Source organism: Marinomonas sp. THO17 (assembly GCF_040436405.1).
Taxonomy (GTDB): Bacteria; Pseudomonadota; Gammaproteobacteria; order Pseudomonadales; family Marinomonadaceae; genus Marinomonas.
Genome location: NZ_AP031575.1, coordinates 18,666 through 33,820, shown reverse-complemented (window position 1 = coordinate 33,820; position 15,155 = coordinate 18,666). Strand labels below are relative to the sequence as shown.

At 43.4% G+C, this 15,155-nt stretch carries 16 protein-coding genes; 9 read left to right on the top strand and 7 right to left on the bottom strand.

The genetic code is table 11. The annotated features are described in order from the left end of the window. The first annotated feature begins 80 nt into the window (after nt 1-80). Nucleotides 81-1,037: a hypothetical protein gene (locus ABXS85_RS00175; RefSeq protein ID WP_353668030.1), complete on the top strand. Its 957-nt coding sequence runs from the start codon at nt 81-83 to the stop codon at nt 1,035-1,037. A 20-nt stretch (nt 1,038-1,057) separates the two neighbouring features. On the opposite strand, the gene ABXS85_RS00170 is transcribed toward ABXS85_RS00175, so the two are convergent. After that, entirely contained in the window at nt 1,058-2,068 is a 1,011-nt protein-coding gene (locus ABXS85_RS00170) for a glycosyltransferase family 9 protein (RefSeq protein ID WP_353668029.1), read from the bottom strand. A 105-nt stretch (nt 2,069-2,173) separates the two neighbouring features. On the opposite strand from ABXS85_RS00170, the gene ABXS85_RS00165 reads away from it, so the two are divergent. Together ABXS85_RS00165 and ABXS85_RS00160 are read left to right on the top strand one after the other, a co-directional pair. Then, the gene (locus ABXS85_RS00165) at nt 2,174-2,884 is read left to right on the top strand and encodes a 3-deoxy-D-manno-octulosonic acid kinase (protein WP_353668028.1); all 711 of its coding nucleotides are present in this window, start codon (nt 2,174-2,176) and stop codon (nt 2,882-2,884) included. Beyond that, nucleotides 2,877-3,812, top strand: a complete 936-nt coding sequence (locus ABXS85_RS00160; RefSeq protein ID WP_353668027.1) for a lipid A biosynthesis acyltransferase — start codon at nt 2,877-2,879, stop codon at nt 3,810-3,812. Before ABXS85_RS00165 ends, ABXS85_RS00160 begins: the two co-directional genes overlap by 8 nt. 965 nt (nt 3,813-4,777) lie before the next feature. Here ABXS85_RS00160 and ABXS85_RS00155 read toward each other — a convergent pair. Then, entirely contained in the window at nt 4,778-6,007 is a 1,230-nt protein-coding gene (locus ABXS85_RS00155; RefSeq protein WP_353668026.1) for a hypothetical protein, read from the bottom strand. Between the two features lie 4 nt (nt 6,008-6,011). Further along, nucleotides 6,012-6,434 carry a hypothetical protein gene (locus ABXS85_RS00150; protein WP_353668025.1) on the bottom strand — a complete coding sequence of 141 codons (423 nt, stop codon included), beginning with the start codon at nt 6,432-6,434 and terminating at the stop codon, nt 6,012-6,014. A gap of 592 nt (nt 6,435-7,026) precedes the next feature. Here ABXS85_RS00150 and ABXS85_RS00145 point away from each other — a divergent pair. The 6 genes from ABXS85_RS00145 (at nt 7,027) to ABXS85_RS00120 (ending at nt 10,031) form a co-directional block, all read left to right on the top strand. Further along, nucleotides 7,027-7,428, top strand: coding sequence for a hypothetical protein (locus ABXS85_RS00145; RefSeq protein ID WP_353668024.1), 402 nt, complete (start codon nt 7,027-7,029; stop codon nt 7,426-7,428). A gap of 100 nt (nt 7,429-7,528) precedes the next feature. Further along, the gene (locus ABXS85_RS00140; RefSeq protein ID WP_353668023.1) at nt 7,529-7,849 is read left to right on the top strand and encodes a DUF3630 family protein; all 321 of its coding nucleotides are present in this window, start codon (nt 7,529-7,531) and stop codon (nt 7,847-7,849) included. Continuing rightward, the gene (locus ABXS85_RS00135; RefSeq protein WP_353668022.1) at nt 7,839-8,459 is read left to right on the top strand and encodes a hypothetical protein; all 621 of its coding nucleotides are present in this window, start codon (nt 7,839-7,841) and stop codon (nt 8,457-8,459) included. Before ABXS85_RS00140 ends, ABXS85_RS00135 begins: the two co-directional genes overlap by 11 nt. A gap of 90 nt (nt 8,460-8,549) precedes the next feature. Beyond that, on the top strand, nt 8,550-9,008 hold the full coding sequence (locus ABXS85_RS00130) for a DUF4262 domain-containing protein (protein ID WP_353668021.1): 459 nt from the start codon (nt 8,550-8,552) through the stop codon (nt 9,006-9,008). A 46-nt stretch (nt 9,009-9,054) separates the two neighbouring features. Next, on the top strand, nt 9,055-9,402 hold the full coding sequence (locus ABXS85_RS00125; RefSeq protein ID WP_353668020.1) for a hypothetical protein: 348 nt from the start codon (nt 9,055-9,057) through the stop codon (nt 9,400-9,402). A gap of 182 nt (nt 9,403-9,584) precedes the next feature. Continuing rightward, nucleotides 9,585-10,031, top strand: coding sequence for a GNAT family N-acetyltransferase (locus ABXS85_RS00120; RefSeq protein WP_353668019.1), 447 nt, complete (start codon nt 9,585-9,587; stop codon nt 10,029-10,031). A 236-nt stretch (nt 10,032-10,267) separates the two neighbouring features. Here ABXS85_RS00120 and ABXS85_RS00115 read toward each other — a convergent pair whose 3' ends face one another. The 4 genes from ABXS85_RS00115 to ABXS85_RS00100 form a co-directional block, all read right to left on the bottom strand. After that, nucleotides 10,268-10,810 carry a hypothetical protein gene (locus ABXS85_RS00115; protein WP_353668018.1) on the bottom strand — a complete coding sequence of 181 codons (543 nt, stop codon included), beginning with the start codon at nt 10,808-10,810 and terminating at the stop codon, nt 10,268-10,270. A gap of 124 nt (nt 10,811-10,934) precedes the next feature. After that, on the bottom strand, nt 10,935-11,924 hold the full coding sequence (locus ABXS85_RS00110; protein ID WP_353668017.1) for an LLM class flavin-dependent oxidoreductase: 990 nt from the start codon (nt 11,922-11,924) through the stop codon (nt 10,935-10,937). Between the two features lie 113 nt (nt 11,925-12,037). Further along, nucleotides 12,038-14,386, bottom strand: coding sequence for a fatty acid cis/trans isomerase (locus ABXS85_RS00105; protein WP_353668016.1), 2,349 nt, complete (start codon nt 14,384-14,386; stop codon nt 12,038-12,040). A gap of 150 nt (nt 14,387-14,536) precedes the next feature. Then, the gene (locus tag ABXS85_RS00100) at nt 14,537-15,133 is read right to left on the bottom strand and encodes a hypothetical protein (protein WP_353668015.1); all 597 of its coding nucleotides are present in this window, start codon (nt 15,131-15,133) and stop codon (nt 14,537-14,539) included. Nucleotides 15,134-15,155 lie beyond the last annotated feature (22 nt).

Sequence of the window (15,155 nt, the reverse complement as noted above, 5' to 3'; positions counted from 1 at the left end):
AAATCATTCACTGATAGAATAGCCCTATTGAATAAATTTGGGGCCTTAACATCGCCTCCATAAAATAAAAGTGTGACATTATGAAATCGGAATTAGCAAGAAAATTTCAAGATGCAAACAGAGGCGTCTATTTTATCGGTACAACACCACCAAAATCCTCTGTACAAGAAGAACAACTGCAAGAGATCAGCACTAAACTGCTAAATCGCTTAGCTGACATTGATGTGGACGGTTTGATTGTCTATGACATTCAGGACGAAACCAGTCGCATCGATAAGCCAAGACCTTTCCCTTTCATGGAAACGCATGACCCACGCGCTTGGTCAAAACGCCTTCACTTAGCGTCTGACAAGCCAGTTGTCACTTACAAATCTGTATCATCTCGCAGCGCAGAAGCCTTTTCTGGCTGGTTAACCGAAGCATGGGAAGACTTTGGTATTCGTGATCTGGTCTTGGTTGGCTCACCTTCCTCTGATGGCGACATCAAATTGCCACTTCCTGAAGCTTACAAAACCCTAGCGGCCTCTACACACGACTTTAACCTTGGCGGTGTGACCATCGCAGAGCGTCATGCTAAGAAAGGCGACGAGCACCTGCGCATCATCAAAAAATCCGCAGCCGGTTGCGACTTCTTCATTTCACAAGCCGTCTACAATCCGCAAGCCACTGCTGACCTGATCAGTCGTTATGCGCGCACTTGCAAAGAACAAGGCAACACACCGAAACGCATTATTTTGACCTTCACCCCTTGTGGCAGCGCCAAAACCTTGGAATTCATGGAATGGCTTGGCATTTCGGTTCCAGAGGCTACCAAGCACCGTATTTTGGATTCGGCAACCCCATTGGATGAATCCATTAAAATTTGCCGTAGTGCCTTAGAACAAATCATTGAAGTGGCCCTACCACTTGGTGTTCCCTTGGGTCTCAATATCGAAAGCTTGACCAATCGCAAAGAAGAAATTGACGCCTCAATTCAGTTGTATCGCTTATTGAAAGCCACCCTCGACCTTAAATTGGCTGAGCAAGGGTTAAACTAACTCTCTTTCATTTAAGTGAGTTAAATCAGCAAATCAACCTGCTGTAAAACACGGTCGATGCGAATGGCCTGCATGGCCTCAGGGTCATGCACGCGAGTCGACCAAGGCAGTTCCGCCAAAGGTTTAGCGTATTCTTTGGCGATGCCTTCTTCATACACACTGATTACCTTGTCCAAATCACGATATGGCCCAGTGCGTTGTGGGTTGGAATGAGCATATAAGCCCAACACAGGCGTACCCACTAAGGTCGCCATGTGCGCAGGCCCGGTATCCGGGCTGATCACCAACTGGGCTCCTTTCAATACCGACAGCATCACATTCAATGGGGTTTTCCCCACCAAATTGATCACCTCAGAAGAGGTTTGCGCAACCAATGCTTCAGCCAATTCCCGCTCATTATCAGCCGGCCCTCCAGTCAACACAGGCACCTTCCCCTTGGCTAACAAATGCTGCAATAAGGCTTGATAACCCTCAAAGGTCCAATTTCGTTCTGCTTTTGAGGCCGCAGGGTTGACCACCACATAGTGCTCGGGCAAATCAACATCATGATCGGGCAAGATCAAGTCGCAAGGCAAACTAGGGACACGCACGCCTAACACACTGGCGATCGAGAGAAAGGAATCCAACACATGTTCACCTTGTGGTTCAGGCGCCAATTCATTCACAAACCAATGCTGTTTTTCACGGGAATGAGATAAGGCAAAACCAATGCGTCGTTTGGCTTTGACCGCCAAGGTCAACAAGCTGGCACGCAGTGACCATTGCAAATGCAATAAAGCATCAAACTCTTTTCCAGCCAGCTGCTTGCGCAAGGCCCAAATGCCTTTAAAACCAGTTTTCTTATTGTACTCTTTAACGTCAACGCCGGGCAGCAAGCGAACCAGATTGGCTTCAAGGGGTGAGGTTATCCAAGTTACCTGCATGTCAGGCTGTTGTTTCATAATGGCTTGCACCACGGCCATGGCATGACAAACGTCACCCAGCGCCGACAAACGGACAACGGCCAGGTGTTGAATTTTATCTTGCTGCATCTCTTCCTCTAGGGCTGCTTAACGTCGGCAAGTATTATAGAATAGCCATAATGGAAAGTGTCCAAATTTCTGAACACAACATAAGAATTACACTAAGCGAGCAAGATGCCACGACTGATTAACACGAAGGCTCAGCAATATCTCATGCAGAGCGCCGCCCAACTGCCCATCACACAAGACTGGTTTAATACCGATTTCTGGCACCAACAAAATGCAATCAAAGGAACCGGAACTGGCCGTGGGGATGTGTGGTTTATCGACAGCCAATACGGTAAATTTGTGTTGCGGCGCTATCGTCGTGGTGGCCTGATTGCCAAACTGAGCAAGCGTCACTTTATGTTTGCTGGTATCCATCGCACTCGTCCTTGGCAAGAGCTAAGCTTACTGGAAGTCATGCGCAATCAGGGTTTACCTGTACCCCAACCCATTGCTGGTATGTGTCGTATCAACAAAGGCTTTTATCAAGCAGAATTGCTCACTGCTACTATAGAAGGGGCCACGGATTTATTTGAGCTGATAAAACAGCAACAAAATGATCAACTAAACTGGAACGAAATTGGCCGTGTCATTGCCCTCTTCCATCAAGCAGGTATTTTCCACTCAGACCTAAACTGTCATAACATCATGATAGATAACACCGGCAAAGTATGGCTGATCGACTTTGATAAATGCCAACAAAGAAAGCGCGACACAAGCTGGATGCAAAATAATCTTGACCGACTAAAACGCTCATTCGACAAAGAAGCAACGAAATACCCAGAATTTACAGTAACAGACGAACAATGGACGGCGCTGTTGGCAGGTTATCATGGCTAAAAAGACCACATTAAACCAAAACATTAGCAAATTTATGGCGCCACGACATTGGCCGACTTGGCTGGGCATGGGCATCGCTTATTTACTCAGCCACCTACCTTGGACCATTCAAAAAGCCTTAGGTACAGGACTTGGCAAGCTTCACTATGCCCTAAGCAGTCGACGTAAAAAGATTTGTCACACCAATCTGCAAATCTGCTTCCCCGATATGACAGAATCGGACAGAGAAAAACTCGCTCGCGCACACTTTGAAAGCATGGCCATTGGTGTGTTTGAAATGTTCACCGCTTGGTTTCGCCGCCCTGAAAAGACAGCACAAAAAGTCACTTTTAACGATCATGACGTGGTTCAAAAAGCCGTCGCAAACGGCAAAGGCTGCATCATAGTGGGCGCACACTTTTCCTCTATTGATCTGTGCGGCACTCAGATTGCGCGCTTCATCGACGTTCACCCAATTTACAAGCTGCAGAGAAATCGTGTGATGAACTGGGTGATGGAACGCCAACGCCAAGCCGTATTCAGCAAAACCATTGAGCGCAAAAACACCAAAGAGATATTTCGCTCACTAAAAGACAATAAAGCCGTTTGGTTCGCGGTCGATCAGGATTACGGACGTAAAAACTCCGTCTTTGCCCCCTTCTATGGTCGTGAATGCGCCACCATCTCACACATCAGCCGCTTGGCGAAATCCACCGGTGCCACCATATTAATGTACGACTACGGACGCACCAAAGATGGCTACTTACTGTCATTACAAGAAGTCGAAGACTACCCAACAGGAGACGACGTGGCGGACGCCACCCTACTTAACTCGCTAATAGAGAAACAAATCGAAACCAAACCTGATCAGTATTTTTGGTCACATCGACGGTTTAAAACGCAGAAGAATCCGCAGGATCCTTCACCTTATAAGATTAAAAAGCGGTAATTGAACCCGAGGGAGCTCATTTTTCCTTTGAATGGCTTTGGTTGGGGAGGTTTTTCTATTTCTTTCCCGAATTTTTTTCGGGCTCCTCTGAATGGCTTTGGTTGGGGAGGTTTTTTTAATCTTTGCCCGAGGTGATTTTTGTTTCCTCTGATTGGCTTTGGTTGGGGAGGTTTATAATCTTTGCCCGAGGTGATTTTTGTTTCCTCTGAATGGCTTTGATTGGGGAGGTTTATAATCTTTGCCCGAGGTGATTTTTGTTTCCTCTGAATGGCTTTGGTTGGGGAGGTTTTTTCCGCCCTGCTAGGCGGGTAACTTTTGTCTAGCACCACAAAAGTAACCAAAAGGTCGCTTTAATCCTTTCGCACATTCAGGAACGTGTCGAGCATTTTTTGCTGACAGGCTCATTGCCTCTTTTTACGTTTAAAAGCGTACCAGCCAAAAAGCGCTTATGTTTCTTCCCTTTGCCTTCTAAAATACAACTTTAGTTTACAGTAAAAGTTGTATTTTGGTTATTATGGAACAAGTTTATTTTATTGTGCCTGAGGTTTGGGTATGTGCTTTTCATTGGCTTTGTTTGGGGAGCATTTTTCCGCTTTTTAATTCTGGGAAAGGCTAAGCGGGTAACTTCTTATTTGAATTTAAGAGTAGCGCCACAAAACTCTCTGTTTAAAAGTAAGCAAAAAATCGTTTGAGTCCTTTCGCACATTCCGTCACTGCATTTAAAAGCGTGTCGAGAATTTTCACCAGTAGCTAATTGCCTCTTTTTACATTTAAAAGCGTTTCACACCTGACGAACTCTCATGTTCCCTCCCCTTATGTCTTTCAAGGGGAGGGCTAGGGTGGGGGCAGTCCAGCAGCCTCAAATTTACTCGTCTTAAACAGCGATATGTAGGTTTGATAAGCGCAGCGCCATCAGACATTTGCCTTCATGTGATCCCTTTTTGCTAGATCAAAAAATCAGCCTGTTAAGCAGTCGTATTCAAACGTTGCTGCACGAAATAAGCCACTATTCCAACTGCGGCCATATGGGCAACAGGCCCTATCTGAGATGGCAAGCGAGCCACTATCATAGATCTGAGCCAACTTAATGCAGTTGATCTATGAATACCTATCCCCCACACAGCACTCAGCATTCCTGCTAAGTCAGCCGCATGTCCGTTATGCATGGTTTTTGTGCCAAAGCGACACCCATTGTTGTCTAAATACGCTAAATATGAAGTGCGAGCATTGTTTTGATCCATATGATAGTTTCGATCATCATCTATGCTGTTGTACATATTTGCGATGTCCACCAAAGTATCTTGGTGCTGCAAAAATTCATTCATTAGTTGTATTGATTCAGCGTGGTTACTTGGCATGTGGTCGTTGCTCAGGCCAAGGCAAGAACCTACAACTTTCCAATAAAAGTACCAATTATTTACCCTTTGTATGCTTTCATTGTTTTCCAGCATTCTACGAGCAATAAAATAAGAGAAAGTCAGCAAAGTAAAAGCAACTGAAGAACCATTGTATAAACTTACGCCGTCGTCATCCCTAAATCGCTGCTTAATATGGTCGGAATGATGCATAGCTGAGAGCTGCAGTGTGCTTACTAATGAACGTGGGTTCCAAATCATGTTATACGGATAATTTACATTGCCAAACGCCAGACGTAATACTATTGATGCCGTTGAGGATATTCTATTTTTAGTGTACTCCTCATTAAACATTCCTACTGTATTATAGTGATCACCTGTACCATGAACCATATTTTTGGCTTGTCGTAGAAATAACCCAAAGATGTCTTTATGAAAATAAGTAGTAGGAAAGGCATCAGACGCTAATGCCGTACCGTAAACTGAAAGGAGTCTGAAAGCGTCTTTTCGAGCCCCATTATAACGAGAGTAAAATCTGACTGCACTTTGAGAGTCTCCTCCATAAAGAGCGTCAAATAATGCTTTATGGTTGAGGTACACGTTGTTTATGAGTGTGGGATCAGAATAAGATTGCACTCCTGTCAAAGCGGACTGGATATCAGAAAACAGCCCTTCTGGTGATATGTGGTTTCTTTCGTTTTGAGCGACTCTTTGAGCAAACTGATTACCCTTATCTCTCAATCGGTATGCCACTACCGCGTTATCATTATCCCGCATGATATTTCGCAATGACTGAATATCACTAAGTGCTAAGTTATATCTGTCTGCTTTGGTTACCATAGCACTATACCCCTTTCACAATTTTATTACCCAAGATACAACGGGTATCATCAATCAAGCCCAATACAGCTGTTTGGTAGTTCATTAATGCCATTTCTCGCTCTGAAGGAAGGCGTTCACTGATAATTTTCAAACCTTGTTTGGGCATAGTGCTACTTTCTTTGCTTAATTTCGCCAGCACAATGTCTAATGCCTGTAACTGACGTTCCAGACCGGCAATCGCATTGATTGTGCTAATAAAAGTTTCATCTTCCTCGAAATTACTAACATCTATACTTTTTGAAGCGACACTATCGTATTCCCTAGCGACATTTGCTAATTTCGTTTTGATTGAATTGATTTGCTTATTTAATGTCGTTTTATCCTGATCACTTAACTCATCAAAAAAGCCATCCAATTCCGTAATTTTGTCTACGAGCTTATCCATTATGTACCCCATTGTTGCTTTGAGCTGACTCTCTATGTGAACCTCATTATATTGTTGAAAACATAAAAGCAATTGGGGCAACTTATTAAAAATGCGGTTATTTCATTCCTTCTCATTACCCTTTAAAAGAGAGTTTTTCAGGAGGTTAGGATGGGATTAATCGAGCAACTTCAAGCGAACTCGTCATCAACAATTTATAGAGCTGACCAGTACAAAACCATCAGACATACCCTGTAAAGAATCACCAAAAACCAGCACATCCATACAGTTTATTTTTGAGATTGCTAATGATTCGCTCGATTTGCCTAAAAAATAATCACAGTATTGCGCGTTTGTACTGGCAAGAAATGAAAAAGCGTTTTAGTATCAATGGATAACAATATTCGCAGTAAAAATAACAGGCAGTGCTTACCTAAAAGAAAGATGAAATAACGCGCATGCTCGTTTTTCTAGATTTGGATTTTCTGAATAGCTTTATAAAAGCATTATTTTTCAATTGCTTATAAAAAGGTATTGGCGAAATTTTGGAATTGTCTAAACGCGCATGCGCACTATTAAAAATGTTAGGTGCTTTGGAAAAGGAAAGGATGTAATGAGTTATTCAACATCATGCTCTTGTGGAAAGATCACAGTTGTCGCCAATTTTCCTTCGCCAATAGAAGAGTATCAGGCACGTGAATGTGACTGCGATTTTTGCATTTCACGCGGTCTTGCTTACCTTTCGGATGTAAACGGCACTATTTCTTTTTCGCCTAAAGAAACAATGAACCAACTTAAACAAGGCTCAGGCCAAGCGACTTTTTGGGAATGCGACAACTGCCATGATGTTGTTGCAGTTACAAATGAGAAAAATGGAGTAGTTAGAGGCGCAGTATCCAAACGGCTTTTTGCACGACGCTTCCAACTCAAGCCTTCGGTAACGGTCAGCCCTAAAAAGCTTTCAGCTTCAGAAAAGTCCGTACGTTGGCCCAATGTTTGGTCAAAGGTAGTTTAAAGTTATGGTTATGGCACCTAACAAGGCACTTAATACGCATGTCACTTCGTGCCATGCTGGGACACAAACGCGGCGCGGCTTAGCGTTATAAGCATCAATTATGATTACATTCGCTAACCCAAAAAAGCAGAAAATGGCTTCCGGCTGCGAAAGCATTGAGCTTACGGAAGAAGGAAATTGGGAAACGTTTCCTCCGTTTGCAAAGAAGTATACTGAGCAAATAGGCGCTAAAGTAGCAAGGAAAATCGAAGGCCCTGATATGCACCTTTGGGAAATTGAATACGAGGGCGTAATTCTAAACTTCGTATACAATGATTTTCCAAATGGGGTGTCAATTGAGCCCAAGGATAAAAGTAGCCAGCCCACAATTGAAAAGCTATTTAAACTAGTTACGGAGCAAAGCGAACCGAATGGCTTATAACAAGTTGCTCAAGTTCACTCCGGCCGCAAAAGGCGCGGCCTCCGCGGGACAACCTACACTGCGTTTCGGCTGTCCCTTAGCAAGGCGTTATGCGAATATTAGATGGATGATTATGCTAAATAAATTTTGGATACTGTTTCTTTTAATGCAATTTACACTTGCTTACGGAGAAGATAAGAAGGTGAATGAATACTTAGATTTTGACGTCGCATGGGGAGGATATTATGCGGGAGTTTCAAAAGATAGTGATGAGATTTCTGTATTTCGTTTACTCGATTTCAATAGAGACGTTTACCATATAGCTATATATCAAGAGAAGTTTAGCTCAATCCCTTCTGAAGAAGAAATCAGATCTCTATCTCCATTTATTGGTCATGCGCCAATAGATGTCAAAGGGCTGTTGAATTATAAGGTAGTTGCTCTAATTGATAGCAAACAACTCACCAAAGAAGATTTGGTGGGTTATATGTATTATCTAGAAGAATTTCAAGTATCCGCTAAAGATAGAGAGAAACTCAGTCAGTCTCTCATTTCCTTTGGTAAGGAGCAGCCTTTAAAGCTTAAGTTATCTATAGCCGAAGGCGAATTGCAGATTAACGAAAGAAAGTGAATATAGAGCGGGCGCATAACAAAGCCAGCCAGAGGAACACGCAAACTGCGAGCGCCCCTTCTTGAGGCGTTTGGACTCAAAGGAAGTTTTATGAATCAAGCAGAAATTAAGATTATTGAAGACATTGAAAAATACGGTTGCCATGTCACCTCTGTGTTTGACCCCAAAGAAGAAGATCCTAATTTCACATACACCACCGGTATCAATAGGCAGGAAGGTCACCCAGAAGTGATCATTCTTGGACTAAAAAGTGAATTATCTTCTTGGATAGCAAATGAATATAATCGCCGTACCCAAGAAGGTGAAGTTTTTACGGAAGAAGGTTTTTATGAAGGGTTTCTCGATGGATTTGAAGTTTGCTTTAAACCCGTAGCAAATAGATTTAAAGAAGAATTTATGCTTTCTTGCAATTGGTTATATGAGGGAACTACTTACCCTGCGCTGCAGCTAGTCTTTCCCACTGTCGATGGCATCTGGCCATGGGAAGCAAATGCATCAGATAGCTTCAAGGTCTTGCAACCAAGTTTTCAGGAAATATCGGCATGGTAAGCCCTAACAAAGCGCGGTTATCGTTCGTTTACGCTAGGTGAATTAAATGAACCAATTCTACGTAATTTTAGTTTTAGTACTTTTGTTGGTATACCTAGATACTATGGCCATTTATTATGCCGTTAAAACCGATATGTTCGAGCCATTTCAGTTGGCTGTTCAAGCATTATTTGTAATTGTAGTGCCTTTCTTTGGGGCCTTGGTTGTGCTTGGTTTTGCCATTTCTCAAATAAAATCATCTCCAATTATTCACTCCTCAGCGGGATCTAGATCAAGGTTGCTTGAGCTTTTATTTTTGAAATCTATAATCGCACCAAAGAATAGCGCCACTGCCAATTCCGACAATAGTCCGAGCTTAGATATCAGCAGTTCTGGTGGCAAAGAAGACAGCTAGTAATAATTAGGGTCAGAGAAAAATTAAAATAGCTTTACTCTGCCCTTTAAATTTAATTATCTATAAGATTATAGAAAACTGAGAAATTAGTGTTGTAGCTGCTGCTAATATGCCACCTCTGATTTGCGAAAATCTGGGGAATTATCGGTAATAAATTGTCTAGTAAAGGTTGGTCGATTTATATGGAGATTCAACTAATACAAATAGAAAGTAATGAGTTTGAAAGTCTATTTTCTGTTGTTAAACAAGGAATTTATTCTCATGTTGATGCCGTATTTGGTTGGTGTGATGAGTTTCAGGTCAATCGTTTGAAAAATGATTATGAGCCTCATTGGTTTCATTGGATTTATTTCAATCACACGAAAGTTGGCATGCTATGCTTCAAGCCTTACAGCAATGCACTTCATGTACATTTACTCATTATTTTTCCTGAATTTCAAAATCAAAAACTGGGTAAAAGGGTCATGAACCTGGTTCACAAAATCGCGCTTGAGCAAGGGCGTGGTCACATAACCTTATCAAGCTTTGTTAGAAATGAAGCGGCGGTAAGCTTCTACAAATCTCTTGGGTATAGGGTGATTGAAAGGGATGAAAATTTCCTTTCTTTGTCGCTTCAAGTTGCCTCATGATAAGGGACTCAGAGAAAGTAAAAGGGGGCAAACTAAAGATATCAGCCCCTTAAATAATTGGAATCAGAGTTAAATTAAGCTTAAGCGTAAGTGGCCGCTTTTCCTGATAATAACCAGAGAGGTTAGGCCCCTTAACCTGAAGATAAGCAGTATCAATCGATACAAAACAAACTAGTATAAAAAAATCAGCACAGTGTAAAACTGTGCTGATTATAAAAAACTCTAGGTAAGGAAATTTATTGCCATTGAGGTAGGTTTGCCAAAATATCTTCAGCAGCTTTGTCTACATATAGTTTCTCATTATCCGAATTACTAACGAACATATCTTTAAATACTGCAACAAAACCTGTATTTATAAGGTTAGCCTTTTCATGATAACTGGCGAGTACTTCTTGACCTTTTAATACTTCGACTTTTGCTAAATAATTCCATCCTGCCATATTACTAGACACCGCAAAATGATAAGCCCTATCTAGTTTTAAATTTATGCGCACAGACAAACCAACTGCGTCATAAAGATTGTGTGCTTTTATGTCTTTAGTGATTTTGTCTTTAAGATAGCTACTGACCTCTTCACTGCTCATATAGCCAGCTTTCGTCGCTTTTTCTTCATTCGTGCTGGTCACATTAACTTCGACGCTGCCATAACTGACTTCATGAGTATCAAAGTATGGCTGATTAATGGCTATATAAGGCGATGACGGGGTGGGGGTAGGAGTAGAGGCACAACCACTTAACACAACAAAAATAACAGCAAGCAAACACAGTTTTAACTTCATAATTACTCCATCCACAGTGAACAAATCTTTGAAATTATAAAGCTATAACAATTACTTAAAGTCCTCAACAAATATCTTTATAAGGATAATCAAATGAGTCTGGCCTTACCCAGATATTAACACTCTACCCCACCATCTCTTCTCTCACTTCTGCCATCAAGCGCAGTGATTTCAGCCTTGCGTCGGCATCGTGAATCGGCATGGAGATGATGAGTTCGTCTATGCCTGTGTTTTCTATGAAGCGCTCTAATTGAAAGGCCACGGAGGCTTTTGATCCGACCACGGCGTATTGCAGCATGTGTTCCACCATGTGTTTTTCACTGACAGACCAAATGCTTTCCATGGAATCCACGGGGCTTGGGAAAGGACGGTTGCGGTCTCGGCGCAAGTTGACAAATTGTTGTTGTGCTGAGGTGAACAGGTATTGTGCTTCTTCGTCTGTGTCGGCCACTACGGCCATAACACCCGCCATAGCATAAGGTTGATCGCCCTCTTCGGCGGCGTTGAAATGACGTCGATAGATGGTTAAGGCTTGGTGTAGTTGATCGGGCGCAAAGTGGGAAGCAAAGGAGTATGGCAAACCAAATTGCGCCGCCACTTGGGCACTGTACAAGCTGGAGCCTAGCATCCAGATAGGTACCTGTGTGCCAAAGCCCGGCACGGCACGAATGCCCTTCTCTTGGTCACTGAGATAGCCTTGCAGCTCTCGCACATCGTCAGGATAGGAATCCACATTGGCGTCCATGTTACGGCGCAAGGCGCGCGCCGTCTTCATATCGGTACCAGGTGCACGCCCTAAGCCCAAATCAATACGCTGCGGGTAAAGTTCAGCCAAGGTGCCAAACTGTTCGGCAATCACCAAAGGGGAATGATTGGGCAACATGACGCCACCCGAGCCAAGACGAATGTATTTGGTGTGTGCGCCAAGGTGCGACAAGACCACGGCGGTAGCCGAACTTGCGACGCCAGCCATACCGTGATGTTCAGCCAACCAAAAGCGCTTATACCCTAAGGCTTCAGCGGTCTGCGCCATTTTGACGCTCATTTTGAAGGAGTCTGCAACCGTATGGCCTTCGGCAACGGGCGCAAGATCCAGAATGGAGAAAGGAATCATAAAACCTACTCAAAGATTATAAAAGATACCCTGATACTTGGCCCTTAGCGGCTCAGTTACAAGTCACCAATCATGCAGCAAATCGTGAAACTTACCCAATGCGCTTTTTTACTTTATCGATTTTCCAGACGATTGAAGTCCAAGATGCCACTTTCTCTGGGTCTGTCTTGTTTATTCAGTCGAGCAATGGCATCGCTCACTTGCCAGAAGTTTGGATGAGTACGACGAATACCAAAAGTGTTTAACAAGGCAACATAGTCTTGTCGAGTTTTCAGGGTGGCGATTTGCTTCACCCAGTTTTGTAACTCAGATTCTTCCACCTGCATAAGCGCATTTGGGTAATCCCCCAATACCCCTTTGGCTAGGGTCACGCCGTCTTCTTGCGGCAAACGAGTGGACGCTTCATCCAACAAGCTGGAAATGTTGGCATGGGCTTTATTGTGAATCAAGCTCAACACTTCAAGTGGCTCACCTTGACGAGTCACCAACACAGTCACTAAGTTGGGTAAATATTGAATGCCACCGCCACGCACTTGTTGCAACGACAAGAGCGCATTAACGTCCGCTTGCGCAAGTTTGCTTTGCGTCAGGTCATAACCATGATCAAGAATGGCCGCTAGCTTGCTGCGCAGCATCTCATAAAGCTCCGCTTGGCGATCTGAACTCTTGTACTGGATATCGGATTGAACCCCAACCTTGATGTAATCACTAAAAATATAATCTTTAATAATTTGATTCGCATCACGATACCAATACTGGCGAATACGCTCTCTGTCTTGTTTTGGCAGCAGCATGAGGAAATTCATCTCCCCTTCCATACGCAAAAAGTCCATGTAAAGTCGCGTCACTAACTGATGACCTACATTGCCATAGACATCAAACCCAGCCACCAGCAGATAATGAATTCTCTCCAATAATGGATAATCTATCACCCAAGCGGTTTTAGGGTGTTGACCTACCATACCACGTACTACAGACGCATTATCGAAGTGGCGGAAAATGGTTAAGGCCGCATTTTGATTATTGCCATCGCCGTCCCAAATTAAATTCAGATCCAGCGCAATCTGCTCATTGATATCTTGTTTTATCAACTTGGCTTTGGCTGACAAATAAGATTTTTGTTGCTCTGAGAACATGACCCAAGAAGCAATCGACAAGGTGTTACTGGATTCTACCGCAGGCATTTCTAAGTCTTCTGCCTGATTTTCAAGGAAGTCTGCCGAGGTATTGTTATAGGCGATTTCAGGGTCTAGGAAATACACCCAAAACTGTTCGTTGATGACGTTAACCGCTACTTGACCACGACATACTGGGCCTTTGATAAAGGCCATGATGGTTTTCTGGGCATGGTCTAATAAGAAACGATAACGTGCATAAGGCGGTATTTCCCGGAACGCCATGAAAGGGTTGGTGGCCACTTCAGGCTGGTAACTTGGCAAGGACGTAACTTGATAATCCATGCCATAGAAGAAAGATTGCCAACGTTGGTAACGGGCGTCATCCAAGCGCATAGGAATGTGATTTTTCTGCACCTTCACTTCTGGGTCTAGCCACAAGCGGTAATACACCCTGTCCACACCGGGGTCATCATAAGGACGACGTGTGGCGATACGATCAATAGGCTTACCCGGCGGTGTGCTGGAACGGACTAAACGAAAACGGAACTTTTCACCTTCGTCTAAGTACATGGAATACAAATACAGGTGCTCATAAATGTATCGCGCCACCAACTGATCTTTCAAGCTGTCGCCATTTAAACGGCTTTCCCACAGGTCAACTTGTTCTTGTAAGGCTTGGGTTAAAGGGGCTGGGGCGGGCATTTTGCCACCGTTTGCCAACCAGCGCGTTAGCACATCATATTCCGCATCCGTTAATTGCGGTAAACCATAAGGCATTCCCCAATTTGGGTAATCCTGCTCAAACTGATCGTATTCTTCAATGCTTACACATTGCTGGTCACGGGCCAAAGAAAAATCGTATTCATCCCCCAATACGGTTTGTTTAAAGTCCCCTTGTTGCTGGCGTAGGGCAATGGCGCGATAGAGCAAACTGCCTTCAAGATTAGCAGCGGGTGATTGACCTCGTTCATTTAACACAGGGTGAAAGCCTTTCTCACGCCATTCGTCAGTGGTTTTGCCGTCAATGAACAAACGTGAAGGCGTGGCCGCAAGCAGACGTGTACCATCGTATACAAGATCTTTGGAACCACCACGTTCAATGCCTGCAGAAGCGGTTAATTTCAGTTGACAAGGGGCATCGTAACAAGCGTGACAGGATACACAGCGAGAATCGAGAATAGGTTTGACTTGCTGATGATAAAAATCGGCTTCTTGTTGTGAGACAACTTGATCGCGGTTTTCAGGGCTGGCCGAACCAAATACCGAATCTAACTGTTTTGAGGCATAAGCCGCACAGCCAGATACCACAATTAAACTCAATAATACCGTCACCCAACGAGACATAGTTTCATTCCTTTTGATGGCCGCCACTCTGCTACAATACGGCATTTTTTAAGTTAAAATGAAGTATTCAGTTTAAATGGGGTTGCTCAGAATACTTATAAAAAAACGCCTAAGATGGCGTTTTTCTCAACACTTTTTATAATGAAAGGCTTAGTCTTTGTCTAAATAGTCTTCCGCATAGTCGGTGCTTAATTCGTACGAATCTTCTCCCATGTCTTCATTTGCCATGAGTAAAGCTTCCTCATACACGCCACCAAATTCAATACGGGTAATGTCATATAAATCGTATTCAAAGGTATCGTCAAACCAACGCGCATCAGAACCAATTTCTTCCAACTCATAGGTCACCGCATCGGCACGTATTACGCGACCAATTTCACAGCTGTCCGGCTCTACTTCTTCACGGTGCAAGGTAACCAAGCCGTATTCTTCGCTGATGTCCATCAGCAAGACAGCCAAATCGTCTAGATCCACTTCAGGATCCACCACTTCTTCTTCTCGAAGGGCTAAGACACGTTTTTGAAAATCATTAAAAGGGGCCGGATGAGCGAAGTCACTAATGTCTTCTAGAAACAAGATTTGGTAACCATTAAGACGCACACTGTCATCTACCAGTTGGAGCAAAACCATTTCTTCATTGGCATCCACGACAAAACCATCTGACCAGCTGTCTGGGCCATCCAGTTCTTCACGAAAAATGCGCACTACATTTTTTCGAGTGCGTGCCTTTTCCAACTCAATGAGCATATCGGCTCCCTAAAAATACGTA

Excerpts from the sequence above, each read along its gene's own strand:
- ABXS85_RS00175 (WP_353668030.1), top strand. The coding sequence starts at position 81 with ATGAAATCGGAATTAGCAAGAAAATTTCAAGATGCAAACAGAGGCGTC.
- ABXS85_RS00170 (WP_353668029.1), bottom strand. The coding sequence starts at position 2,068 with ATGCAGCAAGATAAAATTCAACACCTGGCCGTTGTCCGTTTGTCGGCG.
- ABXS85_RS00165 (WP_353668028.1), top strand. The coding sequence starts at position 2,174 with ATGCCACGACTGATTAACACGAAGGCTCAGCAATATCTCATGCAGAGC.
- ABXS85_RS00160 (WP_353668027.1), top strand. The coding sequence starts at position 2,877 with ATGGCTAAAAAGACCACATTAAACCAAAACATTAGCAAATTTATGGCG.
- ABXS85_RS00155 (WP_353668026.1), bottom strand. The coding sequence starts at position 6,007 with ATGGTAACCAAAGCAGACAGATATAACTTAGCACTTAGTGATATTCAG.
- ABXS85_RS00150 (WP_353668025.1), bottom strand. The coding sequence starts at position 6,434 with ATGGATAAGCTCGTAGACAAAATTACGGAATTGGATGGCTTTTTTGAT.
- ABXS85_RS00145 (WP_353668024.1), top strand. The coding sequence starts at position 7,027 with ATGAGTTATTCAACATCATGCTCTTGTGGAAAGATCACAGTTGTCGCC.
- ABXS85_RS00140 (WP_353668023.1), top strand. The coding sequence starts at position 7,529 with ATGATTACATTCGCTAACCCAAAAAAGCAGAAAATGGCTTCCGGCTGC.
- ABXS85_RS00135 (WP_353668022.1), top strand. The coding sequence starts at position 7,839 with ATGGCTTATAACAAGTTGCTCAAGTTCACTCCGGCCGCAAAAGGCGCG.
- ABXS85_RS00130 (WP_353668021.1), top strand. The coding sequence starts at position 8,550 with ATGAATCAAGCAGAAATTAAGATTATTGAAGACATTGAAAAATACGGT.
- ABXS85_RS00125 (WP_353668020.1), top strand. The coding sequence starts at position 9,055 with ATGAACCAATTCTACGTAATTTTAGTTTTAGTACTTTTGTTGGTATAC.
- ABXS85_RS00120 (WP_353668019.1), top strand. The coding sequence starts at position 9,585 with ATGGAGATTCAACTAATACAAATAGAAAGTAATGAGTTTGAAAGTCTA.
- ABXS85_RS00115 (WP_353668018.1), bottom strand. The coding sequence starts at position 10,810 with ATGAAGTTAAAACTGTGTTTGCTTGCTGTTATTTTTGTTGTGTTAAGT.
- ABXS85_RS00110 (WP_353668017.1), bottom strand. The coding sequence starts at position 11,924 with ATGATTCCTTTCTCCATTCTGGATCTTGCGCCCGTTGCCGAAGGCCAT.
- ABXS85_RS00105 (WP_353668016.1), bottom strand. The coding sequence starts at position 14,386 with ATGTCTCGTTGGGTGACGGTATTATTGAGTTTAATTGTGGTATCTGGC.
- ABXS85_RS00100 (WP_353668015.1), bottom strand. The coding sequence starts at position 15,133 with ATGCTCATTGAGTTGGAAAAGGCACGCACTCGAAAAAATGTAGTGCGC.